This is a genomic window from Fulvivirga aurantia (assembly GCF_009711475.1).
In the GTDB taxonomy this organism is placed as follows: domain Bacteria; phylum Bacteroidota; class Bacteroidia; order Cytophagales; family Cyclobacteriaceae; genus Fulvivirga; species Fulvivirga aurantia.
Window position 1 is genome coordinate 1 of sequence record NZ_SMMD01000924.1, and the last position, 19,665, is coordinate 19,665.

Here is a 19,665-nt window from a genome sequence, read left to right on the forward strand (position 1 = left end):
AGGGTTTGGAGCGATTTTAAATTGGCCTTTAAACCATCAGTGTTTTTGTCGCTAAGTAGCTTTTCTGTTCTCATCACCTCTGCCTTTAGCTCGTCTGCATTAAAAAGATCAATGGATGCAATTGTTTTATGTCGTGTGGCTCTGTAGAGGTCCATATCGTTATTTTTTACAATATCAATGTAGGCCTCTTCAAGTTTTCCTAGCTCTACCAGGTAAGACTTGTACATACGTGTGAGAAAAGCCATATCCCCTTCGGCCATCTCTTCCACTTTGGTAGAATCAATGAGGTCTTTTTTCTTGCCATTAGTACTGACTGCTTTTGTCGTTACGGCTTTACTCTTACCTACAATTTTGGCAATCTTAGAATAAAGCTCCTGAGCATTGAGTGGTTTAGTAACAAAGTCATTCATCCCTGACTTAAACACTCTTTCTCTCTCTTCTGTAAGCGCGGAAGCAGTTAAAGCTATAATAGGTAAATCTTTCAAAGACTTATCAGCTTTCATTTCAGCTGTAGCCTCATAGCCGCCCATTACGGGCATTTGCAAATCCATTAAAACCAGATCAAATGATTCCTTTTTAAGAATTTCTAAGGCCTCTTTACCATGGTTAGCAATTTCTACAGATATATTCCATTTTCTTAGAAACTTCTCGGCCACTACCTGATTGATCTGGTTATCTTCTACAACGAGTATTTTGGTTCCAGATAAGTTTGAAGGAAAAACCTCTTGTTCTGCGTCTTCCTGGTGTTTTGGCTTTACTCTGCCTTTATCAAACGTAAGTGTAAAAGAAAATTCACTGCCTTTATTACTTTCACTTCTCAATTCGATATTTCCACCCTGTAATTCTACTAGCTTTTTGGTGATAGCGAGGCCTAGTCCTGTTCCTCCATATATCCTGGTAGTTGTTTTTTCGGCCTGAGAAAATCGATCAAAGATTTTATCCTGCTGGTCTTTGGGTATGCCAATACCGCTGTCTTTGATTAAGAATGAGACAGTAGCTGTGGCTTCATCTTCTTCTTCCAGCAAAACCTCGACTTTTACAAAGCCATTTTCTGTGAATTTAATCGCATTAGAGAGTAGATTGGTAATGATTTGATTTAATCTCACAGGGTCGGTCATCACCACATCAGGTATGTCAGAGTCAAATATTGCATTAAACCTGATGCCTTTTTCTTGTGCCTTGAGTAATAATGATTTCCTTATTCGAGAAATTAAATGCTTGAGGTCTACTTCTATTTTTTCAAATGTTACCTTACCTGATTCAATCTTGTTGTAGTCTAAAATATCGTTGATTAAAACCAGAAGATTATCTGCAGAGAACCTTAAAGCATTTAGATTTTCAATTTGATGGGGTAGGGGGTCTTCATCCTGCAGCAAGTGGGCCATACCGATTACTGCATTAAGAGGAGTCCTTATCTCGTGACTCATAGTAGATAGGAAGTCTTCTTTGGCCTTAGAAGCCATTTCGGCTTCTTCTTTTGCTTCCAGTAGTCGCTCTTCGTACTGTTTTCTTGTAGTGATGTCTTCAACGGTCCCCACATATCCTATGGTTTTGTCGTTTACAATCATGGCCGAGGCTTTTACGGTAGACCATAATACTGTGCCGTCCTTATGCTTGAATCTCTGCTCTGTGCTAAATACTTCTTCTTTCTTTACAGCCTCTGTCCATTCTTTAAAAACACGGTCGGTATCATCTGGATGTATAGCTTTAGTCCAGCCGTCTCCCAGTGCCTCTTCAAAGCTGAGCCCACTTTGTTTTTGGTACTCAGTATTGGTGTACTCACAAGAACCTTTGTTGTCGGTCACAAATATACCCAGTGGTGAGGCATCGCTCATTGCTCTGAACTTTTCCTCACTGGCTCTGAGTTTGATCTCAGCTTCTTTTTGCTCATTAATATTGGTTGAAACTACAAGTGCACCTATAATATTGCCGTCATTATCTCTTAAAGGCCGTGTATTTACCCTTACAAACACACCCTCATTGTCATCATTTTTTACATAAGATTCGAAATTATAGACCTCCTTGCCTTGTAATGACAGCATCATTGGCAGGTCCTTAGTTTCTATCATGGTTTCCTTATCAGGGTAGTATAAGCCGTAATGTTCTGGCCATTCGCTGGAAGGTTTGTCGGTTTTATCTTTACCAGCGATATTCTTCGAAGCCTCATTAAACAAAATAAAATCACCTTTGGCATCTAATACCACTACTGCGTCTGTCATGGTGTTGAGTATAAGATCCATGAGCGCATTTTTTTCCTCCAGGTCTTTTTTCGCTAATGCCTGGCTTTCATTTACTTTCTCAAGTTCTTTGGCTTTTCTTTCAAAAGCGATTCTCAGGTTTCTAAGTTTTGTGATATCTCTGGCTACCGCCCTTACAGCTACAACACCTTTACTTTTGTAGATCATTTTTACATTCTGACCGATCCATACCTGCTTACCCGATTTTGTGATCATGATAAACTCATAGTAAGTGTCTTCTATCTGCTTCTTTCTTTGGTTGTAATAGAAGGCCTTTAATTCTTCTTTTTGCTCCTCTTTTACCAGATCCCAATAGTGAATTGATTTGAGTTCTTCTTTTGAGTAACCGGATATTTTTTCTAAAGTGCTGTTGGCATAATAAAATCTCCCGTCATTGTCTAATTCATAAATCATATCGTTGAGCGTTTCAACGATTTCCTTAAAATCTGGCGTTTGATTTTTAGACCTGGGCATAAATTCTATTAATTTTTAGGGATGATGATCTACTTTTTATGAAAATACAACTTTATTTAAGATAGATAATATTGTTTAACCTTCCATTTTAAAGAAAGTTCTCGATCTTTAAGCCAACATTAATGTTGCGATGATAAAAGAATACCTGCTGATTGTCTTGTGCCTCCTTAGTAGCATCTGCTACGGGCAAAACCTTTCAGATACCTCCGAAGTCCTTGAGATAAACAAAGAAGCCTTCAAACTATATGGCTCAGATCCTGACCAAATGGAAGAAAAGGGACTTAGGGCTTTGGCCATTTCAGAAAAGATTGATTACGAGAAAGGCAAAGCCAAGAGCTTAAATACTATTGCTTTAGCTAATCTTAGTCAGGCTAATTATAAAATCGCAAGTGAAAACTTTGTTGCAGCACTGGAAATATTCGATAAGCTCAGTGATGAAAAATCTAGTTCTACCATATTGAGTAATCTGGGAGTAGTCTATTATTATTTAGAAGACCATAAAAGGTCGTTGGAGTTTCACGATAAGGCCCTTGAAATACGCCTCCAATTAGGCGACTCCCAACAGATAGCCAAATCCTTGAATAATTTAGGTATAGCTTACCGCAACTTAAAGAAGCCGGAAGAAGCCCTCAATTATTACCAAAAGTCTTTAGCCTATAAATCACAGCTTAAGGACTCTTTAGGCTTGTCTTCGACTCTCAACAATATCGGTTACATCTATTTGGAGCAAGCCAGGTATGATGAGGCACTTGATTACCTAAACAGATCGCTAGACATTGATAAGGCCCATAACGCCAAATTGGGAATAGCAACTTCTCTCTTAAATATTGGGGAGGTTTACCTTGAGAGTGGAGATTATTCCAAAGCAGAAGACAAGATTAAGGAGGGTATTGCTGTGGCAAAGTCTTCTAACTCCCGACAAACTGTAGCCATCGGGTATGAGCATATGACTAAGCTCGAGAAGCGCAGGTCTAACTTTAGAGAGGCTCTGGAGTGGCAAACCAAGTGGATTGCATTACGTGATAGCATCTTAAGTCTGGAAAAGAACAATGAGATAAACGAGCTTGAAGCTAAATACAAAACCTCTAAAATCAGACTTGAAAATGAGGCATTAAGACAATCTAATGAACTACAGGAGCTCCAAATAAGCCGGCAGAAAACCATCACTATAGTGAGTGCGATCATCACATTGCTCATTATTATATCAGGAGTCCTTATGTTCAGAGCTTACCGCCTAAAGCAAAAACACCTTGAGCTGGAAGAGCAGAAAAATGAATTGATTACCCGTAAGAATCTCCAGATCTCAGAGCAAAAGAAGCAACTCGAGGAGATCAATCAGGCAAAAAATCGAATGTTTTCTATTCTTTCTCACGACTTGCAAGCACCCGTAGCACGCCTTCAGTCTGTCTTAGAACTTGCTTCACTAGATATGTTGAGCAAGGAGGAGCTACTCCCTATGTTTAGAAAGCTATCTAAGGAAACCAATAATATTGGAGAGCTATTAATTAATGTTTTGCAGTGGGTAAAATCACAAATGGGTGGCTTGAATATGGTGGCAGAACCAACGCCCTTAAGCACCTCAGCGGATAAGGTAGTTGATATTTATGCCCCATTTGCACTAGGTAAAGGTATATCTTTGGAAAACAAAATATCAGAAGGAGTTATAGTGATGGCAGATGTAAATATGCTAAAACTCATATTTAGAAATCTAATTGCCAATGCCATTAAATTTACCCGTGAAGGTGGCATTACCATAAGTTCTGACCAAACTGAAGATACAGTAATTGTTACCATAGCCGATACCGGAGTGGGTATGTCCGAAGATGACCTGGAACGGCTTTTCGACCCTCAGCCATTTACCAAAGAAGGTACCGCAAGAGAAAAAGGAACCGGCCTTGGCTTACTGTTGGTCAAAGAATTTGTGGTGAAAATAGGAGGTACTATCGATGTACAGAGTAAACTTGGTCAAGGCACTGTTTTTCATTTCACACTTCCCCGAGCATAATCAAATCCTATATTTTTTCAATCGGTTTTAGAAGATTTTGATTGTCTGTTGTTAGTCAATTAAAAGTAGAGCAACTGTGCTCGTAGATTTTACAACTTGTAAAACAAAAACCTTGATATGAAAATTTTAAGAATAACCATGCTGACATTGAGTTTAACTGCATTATTGGCGAGCTGTGGTCCCAAAAAAGGTACCATCGAAGATAAAGAAGCAGTTAAAAATGATTCTCTAAATGTAAGAGAAGGACAAGGCGAAGGTCCCGTAGGAGAAAGTGATCACAAATAAACAGACATACAATGGATAAGGAAGTACAGCAACAGCACCTAAATAATATAATAAGAGGAATTGAAGAAATAAAGGCTGATACAGTCGGTATTAATTATGAAACCTTTAGAAAAGAGGAGCAGGTAAAAGAAAGTGTCTATGCCAATATGCAAATGATTGGTGAGGCAGCATATGAGCTTTCGCATGCTTCTGATAATAAAGGTGATCTTAACTTCAATACAGATATTTTAGCTGGGTTCAGAAATGCCCGCTATAATAGTGAGGCAGAGATTAACCACCAAAGTGTATGGGGAGTGATAGAATCAGAACTTGACATTATACATGATGAAGCATTGGAAGCATCAGCCAAATTGGGTAAGCCAGACGATACATTATAATTATAACCGAAAGACTGTATTATTAAAAATATGTAGTTATACGTGGACAATGTTGTCCGTGATTATACCTGAGTATAAATATGATTTACTCAGGTTTTTTTATATACCGAGGTCAATTATACAAAAGCGGTTAAAAACATCAATTTTTCCAGCTTAAAAAGGCCTGATTACTATTTATAAAAATTCTAAATAACACCAAAATATTTTGTTTTTGGCACAAAAAACACGTTTTTGGATATTCGCTACGGAAGAGTGTACGCTATTGTTGCACTTGGGCGCAAATGGTGCTGAAAATATGTTTGAAATAAAACATTCCGATAGTAGATTTGTGCCCGGGTTAAGACAGCAACAACCTCAAAAAAAGAGTTATAAATTACATGAATATGACGCAAAAACGATCACTAGCACGCGTTTTACTAGCATTCACACTATTAGGGTTTCTTTTAATAAACAACCAGTCATTTGGTCAGGAGCAGGCGGCTGAGGCGGAGACTGAAGCAGCAGCTTCATCATCTGGGCCAATTCCAACCGAGCCAGCAAGGATTACAGAAGGGGAGTCTCTATTTAATGGTAATTGTAAAACGTGCCATAAAGTACACCAAAAACTGGTAGGACCAGCATTGGCAAATGTTTACGACAGAGCTCCGTCTATTGATTGGATAGTTAGCTTTATCCAGAATTCTTCAAAAGTGATCGCAAGTGGTGACACTTATGCTGTTAACCTGTACGAAGAGTATAATAAAACTCAGATGACAGCTTTCCCTACTTTCTCTAGAGATCAGATTCTGTCTATCATGGCATATATCAAAGCTGAGACTGAGGCAGGTCCTGGTGGCGATGATCCTAAAGGTGATGAAACTAACGTTACTCAGACAGCAGGTGATTCTGTACCAGCAGCTTACCTAAACGCTATCATGGTCGGTTTGATCATTGTTTTAGTACTTATTCTGGTAGTACTAGTCTTAATCACTACTATCCTTAGAAAATATCTTAACCAAAGAGAAGATCTTGACGAAGATGATGAGGCCATTGTAAACCCAACTTTAGATTTTGACAAGTTGGTAAAAAGTAAGCCGGTTATCTTTTTAGTAGCATTTTTATTTACAGCTATCGCATTCAAAGTGGTTGTTAATCAGCTTTACGCGGTAGGTGTTCAGAAAGGTTACGCACCTAAGCAACCAATTGCTTTTTCTCATAAACTACACGCAGGTGAGTATCAGATCGATTGTCAATACTGCCACACTGGGGTAAGAAAGAGTAAGAGTGCTAACATTCCTTCGCCAAATATTTGTATGAACTGTCACTCAGCAGTGAAGACTGAGTCTCCGGAAATACAAAAGATATATGCAGCTATCGAGAATGATAGACCTATCGAGTGGATCAGAGTACACAACTTGCCTGATTTGGCATATTTCAATCACTCACAACATGTTAAAGTGGGTGAGATCGAATGCCAGACTTGTCACGGTGCTATCGAAGAAATGGAAGTTGTACAGCAGCACTCATTACTTACAATGGGATGGTGTATAGACTGTCATAGAAAGACAGATGTAAATGCCAAAGGCAATGACTACTACACCAACCTTGTAGAACTGCATGAGCAGGAAAGTAAAGGTGCTATGAAGGTAGAAGACATTGGAGGTCTGGAATGCTCTAAGTGTCACTATTAATAAAAAAACTAAGAATACTATATTTTATCTATTTATAGATTATGAGAGATAATAAAAAGACATACTGGAAAGGTATAGAACAATTATCTAACGATCCCGAGTTCGTTAAAAAGGCGGATAAGGAATTTCCTGAGTTCTTACCGATCAATCAGAATGAAGATGGGGGAGGAAGCAGTAGAAGAGACTTCTTAAAAATGATGGGCTTCGGTATAGCAGCGGCTTCTTTAGCAGCATGTGAAGCTCCTGTAAGAAGAGCCATTCCGTATGTAAATAAACCAGTTGATGTTGATCCGGGTATTCCTAACTACTATGCATCTACCTACACCAATGGTGGGGATTATTGCAGTATTGTAGTGAAGACGCGTGAAGGCCGACCTATTAAAATAGAAGGAAACAAACTTTCTAAAATCAGTCAGGGTGGAGTTAATGCACAGGTGGAAGCATCTGTACTTTCTCTTTATGACAATGAAAGGTTACGTGGTCCAAAAGCTGCTGGAAATGACACCAAGTGGGAAACTCTCGATAAAGAAGTTATAAATAAGCTGAATAGCATTGCTGCTCAGGGTGGTCAGATAAGAATTGTAAGTAATACAATTTTAAGCCCGACTACTAAGCAGGTAATCGCTGATTTCACTGCAAAGTATCCTACAACGCAGCACATCATGTACGATGCGTCTTCAGCTGAAGGTATGTTGCAGGCAAATGAAAGCTCTTTTGGTGTTAGAACTATACCATCTTACGATTTCAGTAAATCTGATGTAATCGTAAGCTTTGGCGCTGATTTCTTAGGTACCTGGATATCTCCAATTGAGTTTACAAAACAATACAGCAAAACAAGAAAGATCGGTTCTGGTAAGAAGACAATGTCTCGTCATTACCAATTCGAGTCTAACTTATCACTTACTGGATCTAACGCAGATTACAGAACACCAATCAAACCTTCTGATGAAGGAAAAGCAGTAGCGGCACTTTACAATGCAATCGCCAGCAAAACTGGTGGCCAATCTGTAAGTGTTAAAGGTGAGTATAAAAACATCGATAAAGCGGCTAAGGACTTACTTAAAGCAAGAGGCAAATCTTTAGTAGTTTCAGGTTCTAATGATCCTGCGGTACAGACGTTGGTGAACGGAATCAACTCTATGCTTAACAATTATGGTACTACAATAGATTTGGCAAAATCTGTTAACTTCCGTCAGGGGGACGAGCAGGCGATGAATAAATTCATCAACGATGCTAAATCTGGTAGAATAAATGGTGTAATCTTCCTTAATAGTAACCCTGTGTACAATCATCACAGAGGTGCTGAGCTTAAGGATGCACTAAGTAAAGTAAGTCTTAAAATTTCAACATCTGACAGACCAGACGAAACTGCTGTACTGGCAGATTACATGGCTCCTGATAACCATTTCTTAGAATCATGGAATGATGCAGAGCCTAAAACTGGTACATATAGCTTAGCGCAACCTACCATCACACCAATATTTGATACACGTCAGGCACAAGAAACACTTCTTACCTGGTCTGGAAATAACACTGAATACTACGACTACCTTCAAAACAACTGGAAAGGTAAAATCACTACTTCAGGAGATTTTCAGGAAGCGTGGGATAAAACAATGCAGGATGGTGTATTAGAAGTTGCTTCAGAAGCTGCTGCTCCATCTGGTTTTGCTGGAAATGTTGCTGCTGCAGGTGCTGCCATCAACAAAAATTACAAAGGATCTGGAGTTGAATTGTCACTATATCAAAAAGTAGGTATTGGTGATGGCTCACAAGCCAACAACCCATGGTTACAAGAAATGCCTGATCCTGTTTCTAAAGCAACCTGGGACAATTACCTTACTGTTTCACAAGCATGGGCTAGGGAAAATGAGGTAACTGCTTTTGAAGGAAAAAGTAATAAAGCGAAAGTTACAGTTAACGGTAAGTCTGTTGTAGTCCCTATATTAATCCAGCCTGGTCAGGCACCTGGTACTGTAGGTTTGGCCTTAGGTTATGGTAGAACGAGCGCAGGCAAAGTAGCTAATGAGCGTGGTGTAAATGCTTTCCCTCTGGCAACTACTGTAAATGGTGTAGCTAGTAATAGTGTAATGAGTGGTGTAACCATTGAGGTGCTTGAAGAGCAGTACCAGATTGCACAGACGCAAACACATCAAACGTATATGGGTAGAGATACCGTAATACAGGAAGCTACGCTTGATGCTTATAAAGAAGATCCTTACGCAGGTCGTCATATGCCACACATCTCAAACTGGATGGCTGAAGGCGGTGAGACTAGCCCTGGTAATCTAAGTTTATGGAAAGGCCATAAATATAAGAACCACCACTGGGGTATGGTGATTGACCTTAACTCATGTACGGGTTGTAGTGCTTGTCATGTAGCGTGTCAGTCAGAGAATAACATCCCTGTTGTTGGTAGAGAAGAAGTAATTAACAGAAGAGATATGCACTGGATGCGTATCGACAGATATTACAGTTCTGATGCTGCTCCTTCTGATATAAAAGGACTTGAAGAAGCTGCTGACAATCCGGAAGTTACTTTCCAGCCTATGATGTGTCAACATTGTAATAATGCACCTTGTGAAACTGTATGTCCGGTAGCAGCTACTACACACAGTTCTGAAGGACTAAACCAAATGACTTATAACAGATGTATTGGTACAAGATATTGTGCTAACAACTGTCCTTATAAAGTGAGAAGGTTCAACTGGTTTAAGTACCATGATAACGGTCAGTTCGAAGATGTGAACACAGCTATGAATAATGACCTTGGTAAAATGGTTCTTAACCCGGATGTGACTGTAAGGTCTAGAGGTGTAATGGAAAAATGCTCACTATGTATTCAGAGAATACAGTACGGTAAGCTAGAGGCGAAGAAAGAGGGTAGAAGACCTAAAGACGAGGATATCAATACTGCTTGTGCATCTGCTTGTCCTGCTGACGCAATCGTGTTTGGCGATATGAATGATGAGAACAGCAGAATTCATAAAATGCTTCAAATTAATCACAGAGAAAGTGAAGATGCTGATTATCTGATAGAAACAGAGATTGGTGAGCCAAGAGCTTATCATGTACTTGAAGAAATTGGCGTTAAACCTAACGTGACATATTTGACGAAAATTAGAAATAAAGACAAGGAAGAAGCGAAAGCTTAATCCTTAGAATAAGAACATAACTTAGAACTTAGAAATAAATAATATGCAAGTTACTTCATCCGTTCGCGAGCCATTAGTAACCGGTGGAAAAACCGTTCATGATGTCACGGAAGATATATGCAGACAAGTAGAGGGTAAGCCTACCAAATCATGGATGTTGGGAATGGCTATATCGTTAGCCACGCTTGGAATAGGTGCCTATGCTGTATTCATGCTTCTTTGGGAAGGAATAGGTGTTTGGGGACTAAACAAAACCGTAGGTTGGGCTTGGGACATTACTAACTTCGTATGGTGGGTTGGTATTGGTCACGCAGGTACGCTTATCTCAGCTATTCTTCTTCTGTTTAGACAGAAATGGAGAATGTCAATTAACAGGGCGGCTGAGGCGATGACTATTTTTGCTGTAATATGTGCAGCATGTTTCCCTGGTTTGCACATGGGTAGATTGTGGGTAGGTTTTTATTGGGCATTACCACTACCAAATACATGGGGTTCATTATGGGTTAACTTTAATTCACCACTACTTTGGGATGTATTTGCTATTAGTACTTATTTCACAGTATCACTAGTTTTCTGGTACATCGGTCTTATTCCAGATTTTGCTTCAATCAGAGACAGAGCTAAAAATAAAGTTTCTAAGGCAGTTTACGGAGCATTAAGTTTCGGTTGGGATGGAGCTGCTAAAACATGGATGAGATATGAGTCTGTAGCTTTAATTCTCGCTGGTTTAGCTACACCTCTTGTACTTTCAGTACACACGATCGTATCCTTTGACTTTGCAACATCAGTTATACCAGGATGGCACACGACAATTTTCCCTCCATACTTTGTGGCAGGAGCTATTTTCTCTGGATTCGCCATGGTACTGACGCTTATGTTGGTAACTAGAAAACTATTTAAGTTAGAAGACTACATTACCATCAACCATATAGAGTTGATGAACATAGTAATTATTATCACAGGTTCTATTGTAGGTATTGCTTATATCACTGAGTTCTTTATCGCATGGTACTCAGGAGTTGACGCAGAGCAATATGCATTTATGAACAGAGCATTTGGTCCTTATGCATGGGCTTACTGGTCTATGATGACTTGTAACGTTATCTCACCTCAGCTTTTCTGGGTAAAGAAAATTAGAACAAGTATTGCAGCAACTTTCATATTATCAATTATTGTGAACATAGGTATGTGGTTTGAGCGATTTGTAATTATTGTTACATCGCTTCATAGAGATTACCTACCTTCAAGTTGGGCTATGTTCTACCCTACATTCTACGATGTGGGAGTATATCTATTCACTTTCGGATTGTTCTTCACAGCGTTCTTATTATTCGCGAAGTTCTTCCCTGTGATCAACATGGCAGAAGTGAAAAGTATTATTAAGTCATCATCCTTAAAGAGAAATAACTAAGATGGAAAACAATAAACATTTTGTATTAGGAGTCTACGATGATGAAGATGTGTTGCTTACCGCTATAAAAGCAGTAAGAGAAAGTGGAGTGAAAATTCACGAGGTATATTCACCATTTCCAGTGCATGGAATTGATGAAGCCTTAGGATACAAAAGAACACGTCTTCCAATAGCAGCCTTTTTATTTGGATTACTAGGTACAACCTTAGCCCTTACCATGCAGGTATGGATGCTAGGATTTGATTGGCCTATGATTATAGGTGGTAAAGATTTCGTGTCATTGCCTCCATTTATTCCGGTAACTTTTGAGTTAACAGTTCTATTATCTGCATTAGGTATGGTAGGTACATTTATGATCGTAAGTGATCTGAAGCCTTATAAGCAACCTAGAATATTTGACGTGAGAATCACAGATGATAAGCATGTGATGGCAATCGATTTATCTGCTAATAATCTTGCTAAAGATGATATCAAGAAAATCGTGAGTAGCTCAGGAGCAGGTGAAGTTAATGACAAAGATTTTGAAGATTAAGAACTTACACTTAGGTATGAAATTATATAATAATTTAAAATTAGCTTCAGTATTAGCAATTGGTGTAGCACTCACAAGTTGTGGTGCTGGTGGTGAAGATCAGGGACTGGAATACGCACCAAACATGTACCATTCGGTACCTTACGAGCCTTTATCTCAGATCGTAGATGAAACTGCTGGTGAAGCTGCGGAATTTTTAGACCCTAATACGGACGATAAGCACGGTGAGTATTATAACTCAAACCCATACAATCCAAGTCGTATGACAATGCGTGTACCTCCGGCTAATTCTGTTCCTAGAAAAAATGCGGGTTACATTTTACCATACAGAATACCAAAAGACAGCTTAGATTATGCTGCCAGAACATTACAAAACCCACTGACTGAAGATAAGGAGGCTCTACTAGCTGAAGGAAACGTTCTCTATTCAAGGTATTGTAATCACTGTCACGGCCCTAATGGTGAAGGTGATGGTCCTGTTGCTGGTACAGAAGATAAAGTAGTATTTGCAGGTATCGCTAACCTTCAAGGTGCAGCATATCAAAACATTACAGAAGGCCATATTTTCCATGTTATTTCTCAGGGTAAAGGTTTAATGGGAGCTCATGGTTCTCAGGTAAGCCAGGAAGACAGATGGAAAATAGCCATGTACGTTAAAAAACTTCAAAATCAATAATTTGCGAGGTAAGCCTACGTAAATCACAAATTGTAAATAAACTATTGAAATGACTGAAGAAAGATTTTCATTTACCTCAAAAGCTAAAAAGACACTAGTAATCATCGCCATTGTTGGCGTGGTGCTTTTAGGTCTTGGTGTGATTCTCACAATGTCTGGAGATCATGGACACGAAGCTGAGGGACACGCGATAAACACAGTTACGGAACATTCAATGCTTGCTAGTGCAGACGAGCAGGAGCAGGGCACTGCAGTGTCTGAAGAAGGACATGGAGAAGCTGAAGGGCACCATGGTAGCCCGGTATGGCTAAAAAGATTGTTCTCAAACCTTTGGATCAATAACGTATACTTTACGGGCTTGGCGATCATAGGTGTATTTTTTATTGCAATACAATACGCTGCTCAGGCTGGTTGGTCTGCGGGAATGAAAAGGATTCCATTGGCTATGGCGCACTGGTTACCAATAGCTGGAGTTCTCATGGTTATTTCATGGTTTGTTGTAAAATTTGATGTTTTCCATTGGACACATGAATCTTTATACGCAGAAGTTGGCGGAGATGAAATTATTAAGGGTAAAGCGGGGTTATGGTACTGGCCACTTGAGTCAGGAACATTTCCTTTGTTCTATATATTGAGAATGGTAATCTTCTTCGCTCTTTGGTACATGTTCTTTATTTGGATTAAAAGAGAAATGTTAGAGGAAGATATCGATGGAAATGTTAAGCATTGGTATAAGGCAAGAAAATACTCTGCAATATTCTTGGTAGTGTTTGCGGTTACATCTTCAATAGCTGCCTGGGATTGGGTGATGTCAATTGACCCTCACTGGTTTAGTACCATGTTTGGTTGGTATATGTTTGCCAGCTGGTGGGTAAATGGTTTGGCAGCAATTACTTTCATAGTAGTTATGCTTAAGCAAAATGGCTATCTGAAAGTAGTAAATGCTAACCATCTACATGACATTGGAAAATTCATCTTCGGTTTCAGTATTTTTTGGACATATATATGGTTCTCACAATTCTTACTGATCTATTATGCGAATATTCCGGAGGAGACAGTTTACTTCATTCAGAGAATTGAAACTAGTCAGTATAAGTGGGTATTCTTCTTAAATCTTATCCTCAACTTCTTCTTACCATTCCTGTTATTAATGACAAGAGATGCGAAAAGACATATGGCGCTATTGAAAGTAGTTTGCCCGATAGTAATCGTGGGACACTGGTTCGATTTCTACCTAATGGTAACTCCTGGTGTTATGCAATTTGATGGTGGGTTTGGTTTTATAGAAATAGGCATGGCGATGATTTTCTTAGCAGCATTTGTATGGGTGACTTTAGTGAGCTTAACGAAAGCACCACTTTATGCGAAGAATCATCCAATGCTACAGGAGAGTTTACATCACCATATATAGATAGAAATTAATTAGATAATAAATTATAAGACTGGAATATGTTTGAAGTTATCATAGCAATTGGGGTCCTTTTACTTCTGATTATATTATTTACATTATTCAGAATAAGTACGCTGGTAAATGTAGTAAAGGGAACAGATAAGAAGTGGGTAAGCACCAGTAATAAAGTGAATGCAGCATTAATGATGCTGTTTATGATAGGATCATTCGGGTTGTTCTTTTGGTATTCATGGACATACTTTGATGATTACACGCTAGCAATAGCGTCTGAGCATGGAGTATTAACAGATCAGCTTTTTTGGATAACTACTGCAGTAACCGGAGTTGTATTTGTGGCGACTAACGTATTGTTATTTTACTTCAGCTATAAATACCAGTACAAGAAAGGTGAAAGAGCTAAATTTTATCCTGATAATACTAAACTCGAATTGTTGTGGACAGTTGTACCTGCAATTGTGTTATCTATTCTAGTTTTCACCGGATTAAAAGCTTGGAATGATATAACAAGCGAAGCTTCTGAAGATGCTGAGGTTATAGAGATTATGGGTTATCAGTTTGGTTGGGGTGTGAGATACCCTGGTGTAAAAGATGACCAATTAGGTAACTATGACTATATGCTTATAGATGCAGTAAATCAATTTGGAATGGATCTTACTGATGAAAACTCATATGATGATTTCATGCCAAATGAATTGCACTTGCCGGTAGGTAAAGAAGTATTATTAAAAATACGTGCAAGAGACGTACTTCACAGTGTATTTATACCTCACTTAAGGGTAAAAATGGATGCTGTGCCTGGTATGCCTACACACTTTAAATTTACTCCTACGAAGACAACTGAGGAGATGAGATCAGAATTAGGAGATCCTGAGTTCGAGTATTTTATTTCTTGTACTGAGGTTTGCGGAAGAGGGCATTTCTCAATGAAATTGTCTGTTGTTATTCACACGCAGGAAGAATATGAAGCGTGGAAAGCTGAACAACCTACATGGTTGAAATTAAATGAAGATTACCTTGAACAAGTACCTGCGGACAAGCGAGAGCTGGCAAAAATTAAGGCTGGTATTGGCAACGAGGAAGAAGAATTAGAAGCATCATTATAAGTTAAAATATAAAATATGGCAACTGCTGATATACATTTAACAGAGGAGAAACATCATGACGATCACAGTCATGATCACGAGCATCATGGTAATTTCTGGAGCACGTATGTGTTCAGTACAGACCATAAGATGATCGCCAAACAATTCCTTATTACAGGTATTTTTTGGGCATTATTAGGCGGGCTTTTATCAGTAATATTTAGGTTACAGCTAGGTTTCCCAGAAGCACAGCTTGAGTGGTTACGCCCTGTATTAGGTGAATGGATCACTCCTGAAGGAAAAATTGACCCTGAGTTTTATTTAGCATTAGTTACAATGCACGGTACCATTATGGTATTCTTTGTACTTACAGCGGGTCTTAGTGGTACATTTAGTAACTTCTTAATTCCATTACAAATAGGAGCGAGAGATATGGCCTCTGGCTTTATGAACATGCTTTCATACTGGTTCTTCTTTGCTTCTAGTGTGGTAATGTTCATCTCTTTATTCATAGAGACCGGTCCAGCCTCAGGTGGTTGGGTTATTTATCCACCGCTTAGTGCGTTGCCACAGGCAGTAAACGGATCAGGACTAGGAATGACATTATGGTTATCTTCGATGGCTCTTTTTATTGTGTCTACACTACTGGGTGGTATTAACTATATTACAACTGTAATTAATATGAGAACGCAAGGATTGTCTTTCTCAAAATTACCACTTACTATATGGGCATTCTTCTTAACTGCCATTATTGGATTACTATCATTCCCTGTATTATTTTCAGCTGCCTTACTATTAATATTCGACCGTAGCTTTGGTACAAGTTTTTACCTTTCAGATATCTACATCAATGGAGAAGCTTTACCTAACCAAGGTGGTAGCCCAATTCTATTCCAGCATTTATTCTGGTTCCTGGGACACCCAGAGGTATATATCGTACTGCTTCCAGCTTTAGGTATTACATCTGAGATTATCGCTACTAATTCAAGGAAGCCAATATTTGGTTACAAAGCGATGGTAGGATCTATGTTATTCATTGCTATATTATCATTCGTTGTATGGGCACACCATATGTTCGTAACAGGTATGAACCCTTTCTTAGGATCAATATTCATGTTACTTACATTAATTATTGCTGTACCATCGGCAGTAAAGGTGTTCAACTACATTACAACGCTATGGAAGGGTAACATAAGATTTACGTCTGCTATGTTATTCTCAATAGGATTGGTGTCATTCTTTATATCAGGTGGTCTTACAGGTATATTCTTAGGTAATTCAGCCATCGACATTCAATTACATGACACATACTTTGTTGTGGCACACTTTCACCTGGTGATGGGTAGTGCTTCTTTCTTCGGACTTATGGCTGGTGTATACCACTGGTTCCCTAAGATGTTTGGAAGAATGATGGATGCAAAATTAGGCTACATTCATTTCTGGTTAACATTTGTGGGTGTGTACATGGTGTTCTTCCCGATGCACTACATAGGTATAGCAGGTTATCCGAGAAGATACTACAGCTTTACTAACTATGATACTTTCAATTCATTTACTGACTTGAACATGTTCGTAAGTATTGCTGCTATAATCACACTGGGTGCGCAGTTTATATTCTTATTTAACTTCTTCTATAGCATATACAGAGGAAGAAAAGCATCTATGAACCCATGGAATTCTAACACACTAGAGTGGACAACTCCAGTAAATCCTGGTCATGGAAACTGGCCTGGAGAAATCCCTACAGTATACAGATGGCCTTACGATTACAGTAAGCCAGGTGCTAAGGAAGATTTTATTCCACAGCACATACCGTTCTCAGAAACACCTGAGTCTAATTTCCCTCATGAGGATGAGATGATAAAGCTTGAAGGAGACGGAGATAGAGATGCAGTCGTAATAGATGATAAAAAATAAAGAGAAAAAGGTCAGGCGGCTTTCAAGGTTTAGCCTGACCACTCTTATTGCTGTTTATTTCTTAATTCTCGTTGGCGGGATAGTTCGTAGTACGGGAAGTGGAATGGGATGTCCGGATTGGCCTAAGTGTTTTGGACAGTGGGTACCTCCAACGGAAGTTTCACAATTACCTTCTGACTACAAAGAGATTTATTCGGCACAACGTCAGGAAAAGAATAAGCGATTTGCAAAATATTTAACAGCTTTTGGATTCGAGGATACTGCAAAGAAAATCTTAGAAGACGAATCGATAAAAGAAGAAGCTGACTTTAATAGTTTTAAAACCTGGACTGAATATATAAATAGGCTTATTGGTGTACTGATAGGTTTGTTTATAATAGGTACATTTTGGTACTCCATACCATTTTTGAAAACGAATAAAACCATATTTTTCACAGCCATGGCTACATTACTGTTAGTCATATTTCAAGGGTGGATTGGTTCTATCGTGGTATCAACCAACCTTTTACCGTGGATGATTACTATCCATATGTTTATTGCCTTGATAATTGTTGCACTGTTGGTTTTTATTGTTTTTAAGACAAAGACACATTGGCATCTAGAGGGTAAATCTTTAAGCAAACTATTACCGTTTACTGTAGGCATATGTCTGATACTTTCATTGGTGCAAATTGCCATGGGTACTCAGGTTAGAGAGGCCATTGATCAGATCGCAATAGCCATTGGAGAAAGCAACCGATCAAGTTGGGTAAAGGAATTAGGAACAACCTTCATAATACACAGGTCTTTCTCATGGGTGATAATAGCGGCTCATGCATTTTTAGTTTATTTATTGGGCAAGGAACACTTAAGACTGGCATCTGTTAAATTATTAGTTTCAGTGATCATATTGTCAGTGATTACAGGCGTATCCCTCAATTATTTAGGATTTCCTGCAATTGCTCAGCCAATGCATTTATTACTAGGAACCATGGCCTTCGGGATTCAGTTTTTAGTATTTTTGCAGCTAATTAGTGCAAGGTATAAATTTTCGGAGGTGAGGACATGATTACGAGTTCGGCAAACGATACAGCAATGTTAGTAGAAAAGGCAAAGGCTTTTTACGAATTAGTTAAGTTTAGGCTGTCATTCCTGGTAGCTTTTTCTTGTGGTTTCGGGTACATGTTAGGGGCAAGAGGAGTAATTGACTGGGTTCACTTCGCTATGTTATGTCTGGGTGGCTTTCTGGTTTCTGGGGCATCAATTACAATTAATCAAATTATAGAAAAAGACCTTGACAAACTTATGTCAAGGACGATGAATAGACCATTACCGACTGGTAGAGTTTCTCATAACGAGGCTTTAACTTTTGCTATTGTCATTGGTTTGATGGGCTTAACTATTTTGATGGTTTATACTAACCTCATCACAGTGCTCCTGTCAATTTTATCTATGATCTTATACAGCTTTGTTTATACACCACTCAAGCGAGTTGGGCCTATTGCTGTATTTGTTGGAGCAATACCAGGTGCATTGCCTCCTTTATTAGGTTGGACCGCTGCTACTGGACACATTAGTTACGAGGCCTTAATAATATTCGGCATTCAGTTTATATGGCAATTCCCGCACTTTTGGGCTATTGCATGGGTAGCAGATGAAGATTATAAAAGAGCAGGATTCAAGCTACTTCCTTCAGGAGGTAAAAAGGACTTGAATACAGCATTTCAAATAATGATATATACCTTGTTTCTCATACCATTAGGCCTACTGCCTGCAAAATTTGGGATTACAGGGATTGATTCTGCAATAGTTGTGACTATTTGCGGGGTACTCTTCTTAAGCCAGACTTTCGTGTTGATGAAAAATGGCAATAGAAAATCTGCCTTAAGAATAATGTTTGGATCGTTTTTGTATTTGCCAATTGTGCAGATAGCGTATTTGTTGGATAAAGTGTAGAAGATATGGCAGAAGAATTCAAATTAGTAGAGGAGCCTAAGAAGCCGTTATCAATGAACCCAAAGAAGTTTGCTTTGTGGTTATTCATTATTACGGTAATTATGATTTTTGCAGCCCTTACAAGTGCATACATCGTAAGGCAGGCAGAAGGAAATTGGTTGGTATTTGATTTACCAATTGAGTTGTGGGTTACATCAGGTATAATTCTATTGAGCAGTGCTACTATGCATTGGGCATACATTGCAGCTAAGCGAGATGAATTGAGTCAGGTTAAACTGGCATTAGGTGTTACAACCTTTTTAGGTGTAGCGTTCTTGATAGGACAGGTTTATGCCTGGGGTACATTAGTTAATCATAATGTGTTTTTTGTAGGTAATCCTTCAGGGTCTTTTTTATACGTTTTGACAGGATTACACGGAGTACACCTTATAAGTGGTATTATATTTCTTATAATTGTTTTAATTTCGACCATGAGGTACAAGGTTCATGCTAAAAATC

General features: G+C 38.8%; 15 protein-coding genes. 14 read left to right on the plus strand and 1 reads right to left on the minus strand.

The annotated features are described in order from the left end of the window. The coding region (locus E1176_RS17355; protein WP_155212315.1) for a PAS domain S-box protein at window positions 1-2,711 on the minus strand (2,711 nt) is incomplete at its 3' end. Window positions 2,712-2,841: 130 nt separating this feature from the next. Between E1176_RS17355 and E1176_RS17360 the strand changes: the two genes are divergently transcribed. The 14 genes from E1176_RS17360 to E1176_RS17425 all read left to right on the plus strand — a co-directional run. Next, window positions 2,842-4,716 carry a tetratricopeptide repeat-containing sensor histidine kinase gene (locus tag E1176_RS17360; RefSeq protein ID WP_155212316.1) on the plus strand — a complete coding sequence of 625 codons (1,875 nt, stop codon included), beginning with the start codon at window positions 2,842-2,844 and terminating at the stop codon, window positions 4,714-4,716. Window positions 4,717-4,833: 117 nt separating this feature from the next. Further along, on the plus strand, window positions 4,834-5,001 hold the full coding sequence (locus E1176_RS17365) for a hypothetical protein (RefSeq protein ID WP_155212317.1): 168 nt from the start codon (window positions 4,834-4,836) through the stop codon (window positions 4,999-5,001). Between the two features lie 11 nt (window positions 5,002-5,012). Then, window positions 5,013-5,378 (plus strand): ribonuclease HepT family protein, encoded by a 366-nt coding sequence (locus E1176_RS17370; RefSeq protein WP_155212318.1) that lies wholly within the window; start codon window positions 5,013-5,015, stop codon window positions 5,376-5,378. A gap of 383 nt (window positions 5,379-5,761) precedes the next feature. Beyond that, complete coding sequence (locus E1176_RS17375) at window positions 5,762-7,048, plus strand: c-type cytochrome (RefSeq protein WP_155212319.1); 1,287 nt, start codon at window positions 5,762-5,764, stop codon at window positions 7,046-7,048. Window positions 7,049-7,089: 41 nt separating this feature from the next. Further along, entirely contained in the window at window positions 7,090-10,203 is a 3,114-nt protein-coding gene (locus E1176_RS17380) for a TAT-variant-translocated molybdopterin oxidoreductase (protein WP_155212320.1), read from the plus strand. Window positions 10,204-10,246: 43 nt separating this feature from the next. Next, complete coding sequence (gene nrfD, locus E1176_RS17385; RefSeq protein WP_155212321.1) at window positions 10,247-11,614, plus strand: NrfD/PsrC family molybdoenzyme membrane anchor subunit; 1,368 nt, start codon at window positions 10,247-10,249, stop codon at window positions 11,612-11,614. Window position 11,615: 1 nt separating this feature from the next. Then, on the plus strand, window positions 11,616-12,146 hold the full coding sequence (locus tag E1176_RS17390; protein ID WP_155212322.1) for a DUF3341 domain-containing protein: 531 nt from the start codon (window positions 11,616-11,618) through the stop codon (window positions 12,144-12,146). A 16-nt stretch (window positions 12,147-12,162) separates the two neighbouring features. Further along, window positions 12,163-12,822 carry a c-type cytochrome gene (locus tag E1176_RS17395; RefSeq protein ID WP_155212323.1) on the plus strand — a complete coding sequence of 220 codons (660 nt, stop codon included), beginning with the start codon at window positions 12,163-12,165 and terminating at the stop codon, window positions 12,820-12,822. A gap of 49 nt (window positions 12,823-12,871) precedes the next feature. Continuing rightward, entirely contained in the window at window positions 12,872-14,233 is a 1,362-nt protein-coding gene (locus E1176_RS17400) for a quinol:cytochrome C oxidoreductase (protein ID WP_155212324.1), read from the plus strand. Between the two features lie 38 nt (window positions 14,234-14,271). Then, complete coding sequence (locus E1176_RS17405; RefSeq protein ID WP_155212325.1) at window positions 14,272-15,336, plus strand: cytochrome c oxidase subunit II; 1,065 nt, start codon at window positions 14,272-14,274, stop codon at window positions 15,334-15,336. Window positions 15,337-15,351: 15 nt separating this feature from the next. Then, window positions 15,352-17,232 (plus strand): cytochrome c oxidase subunit I, encoded by a 1,881-nt coding sequence (locus E1176_RS17410; protein WP_155212326.1) that lies wholly within the window; start codon window positions 15,352-15,354, stop codon window positions 17,230-17,232. Next, window positions 17,219-18,280, plus strand: a complete 1,062-nt coding sequence (locus E1176_RS17415; protein WP_155212327.1) for a COX15/CtaA family protein — start codon at window positions 17,219-17,221, stop codon at window positions 18,278-18,280. Before E1176_RS17410 ends, E1176_RS17415 begins: the two co-directional genes overlap by 14 nt. A gap of 26 nt (window positions 18,281-18,306) precedes the next feature. Beyond that, entirely contained in the window at window positions 18,307-19,167 is an 861-nt protein-coding gene (gene cyoE / locus E1176_RS17420) for a heme o synthase (protein ID WP_425482594.1), read from the plus strand. A 5-nt stretch (window positions 19,168-19,172) separates the two neighbouring features. After that, on the plus strand, window positions 19,173-19,665 hold a 493-nt coding region (locus tag E1176_RS17425; RefSeq protein ID WP_155212329.1), incomplete at its 3' end, for a cytochrome c oxidase subunit 3.

Excerpts from the sequence above, each read along its gene's own strand:
- E1176_RS17395 (WP_155212323.1), top strand. The coding sequence starts at position 12,163 with ATGAAATTATATAATAATTTAAAATTAGCTTCAGTATTAGCAATTGGT.
- E1176_RS17370 (WP_155212318.1), top strand. The coding sequence starts at position 5,013 with ATGGATAAGGAAGTACAGCAACAGCACCTAAATAATATAATAAGAGGA.
- E1176_RS17410 (WP_155212326.1), top strand. The coding sequence starts at position 15,352 with ATGGCAACTGCTGATATACATTTAACAGAGGAGAAACATCATGACGAT.
- cyoE (WP_425482594.1), top strand. The coding sequence starts at position 18,307 with ATGTTAGTAGAAAAGGCAAAGGCTTTTTACGAATTAGTTAAGTTTAGG.
- nrfD (WP_155212321.1), top strand. The coding sequence starts at position 10,247 with ATGCAAGTTACTTCATCCGTTCGCGAGCCATTAGTAACCGGTGGAAAA.
- E1176_RS17405 (WP_155212325.1), top strand. The coding sequence starts at position 14,272 with ATGTTTGAAGTTATCATAGCAATTGGGGTCCTTTTACTTCTGATTATA.
- E1176_RS17380 (WP_155212320.1), top strand. The coding sequence starts at position 7,090 with ATGAGAGATAATAAAAAGACATACTGGAAAGGTATAGAACAATTATCT.
- E1176_RS17400 (WP_155212324.1), top strand. The coding sequence starts at position 12,872 with ATGACTGAAGAAAGATTTTCATTTACCTCAAAAGCTAAAAAGACACTA.
- E1176_RS17365 (WP_155212317.1), top strand. The coding sequence starts at position 4,834 with ATGAAAATTTTAAGAATAACCATGCTGACATTGAGTTTAACTGCATTA.
- E1176_RS17390 (WP_155212322.1), top strand. The coding sequence starts at position 11,616 with ATGGAAAACAATAAACATTTTGTATTAGGAGTCTACGATGATGAAGAT.
- E1176_RS17375 (WP_155212319.1), top strand. The coding sequence starts at position 5,762 with ATGACGCAAAAACGATCACTAGCACGCGTTTTACTAGCATTCACACTA.
- E1176_RS17360 (WP_155212316.1), top strand. The coding sequence starts at position 2,842 with ATGATAAAAGAATACCTGCTGATTGTCTTGTGCCTCCTTAGTAGCATC.
- E1176_RS17415 (WP_155212327.1), top strand. The coding sequence starts at position 17,219 with ATGATAAAAAATAAAGAGAAAAAGGTCAGGCGGCTTTCAAGGTTTAGC.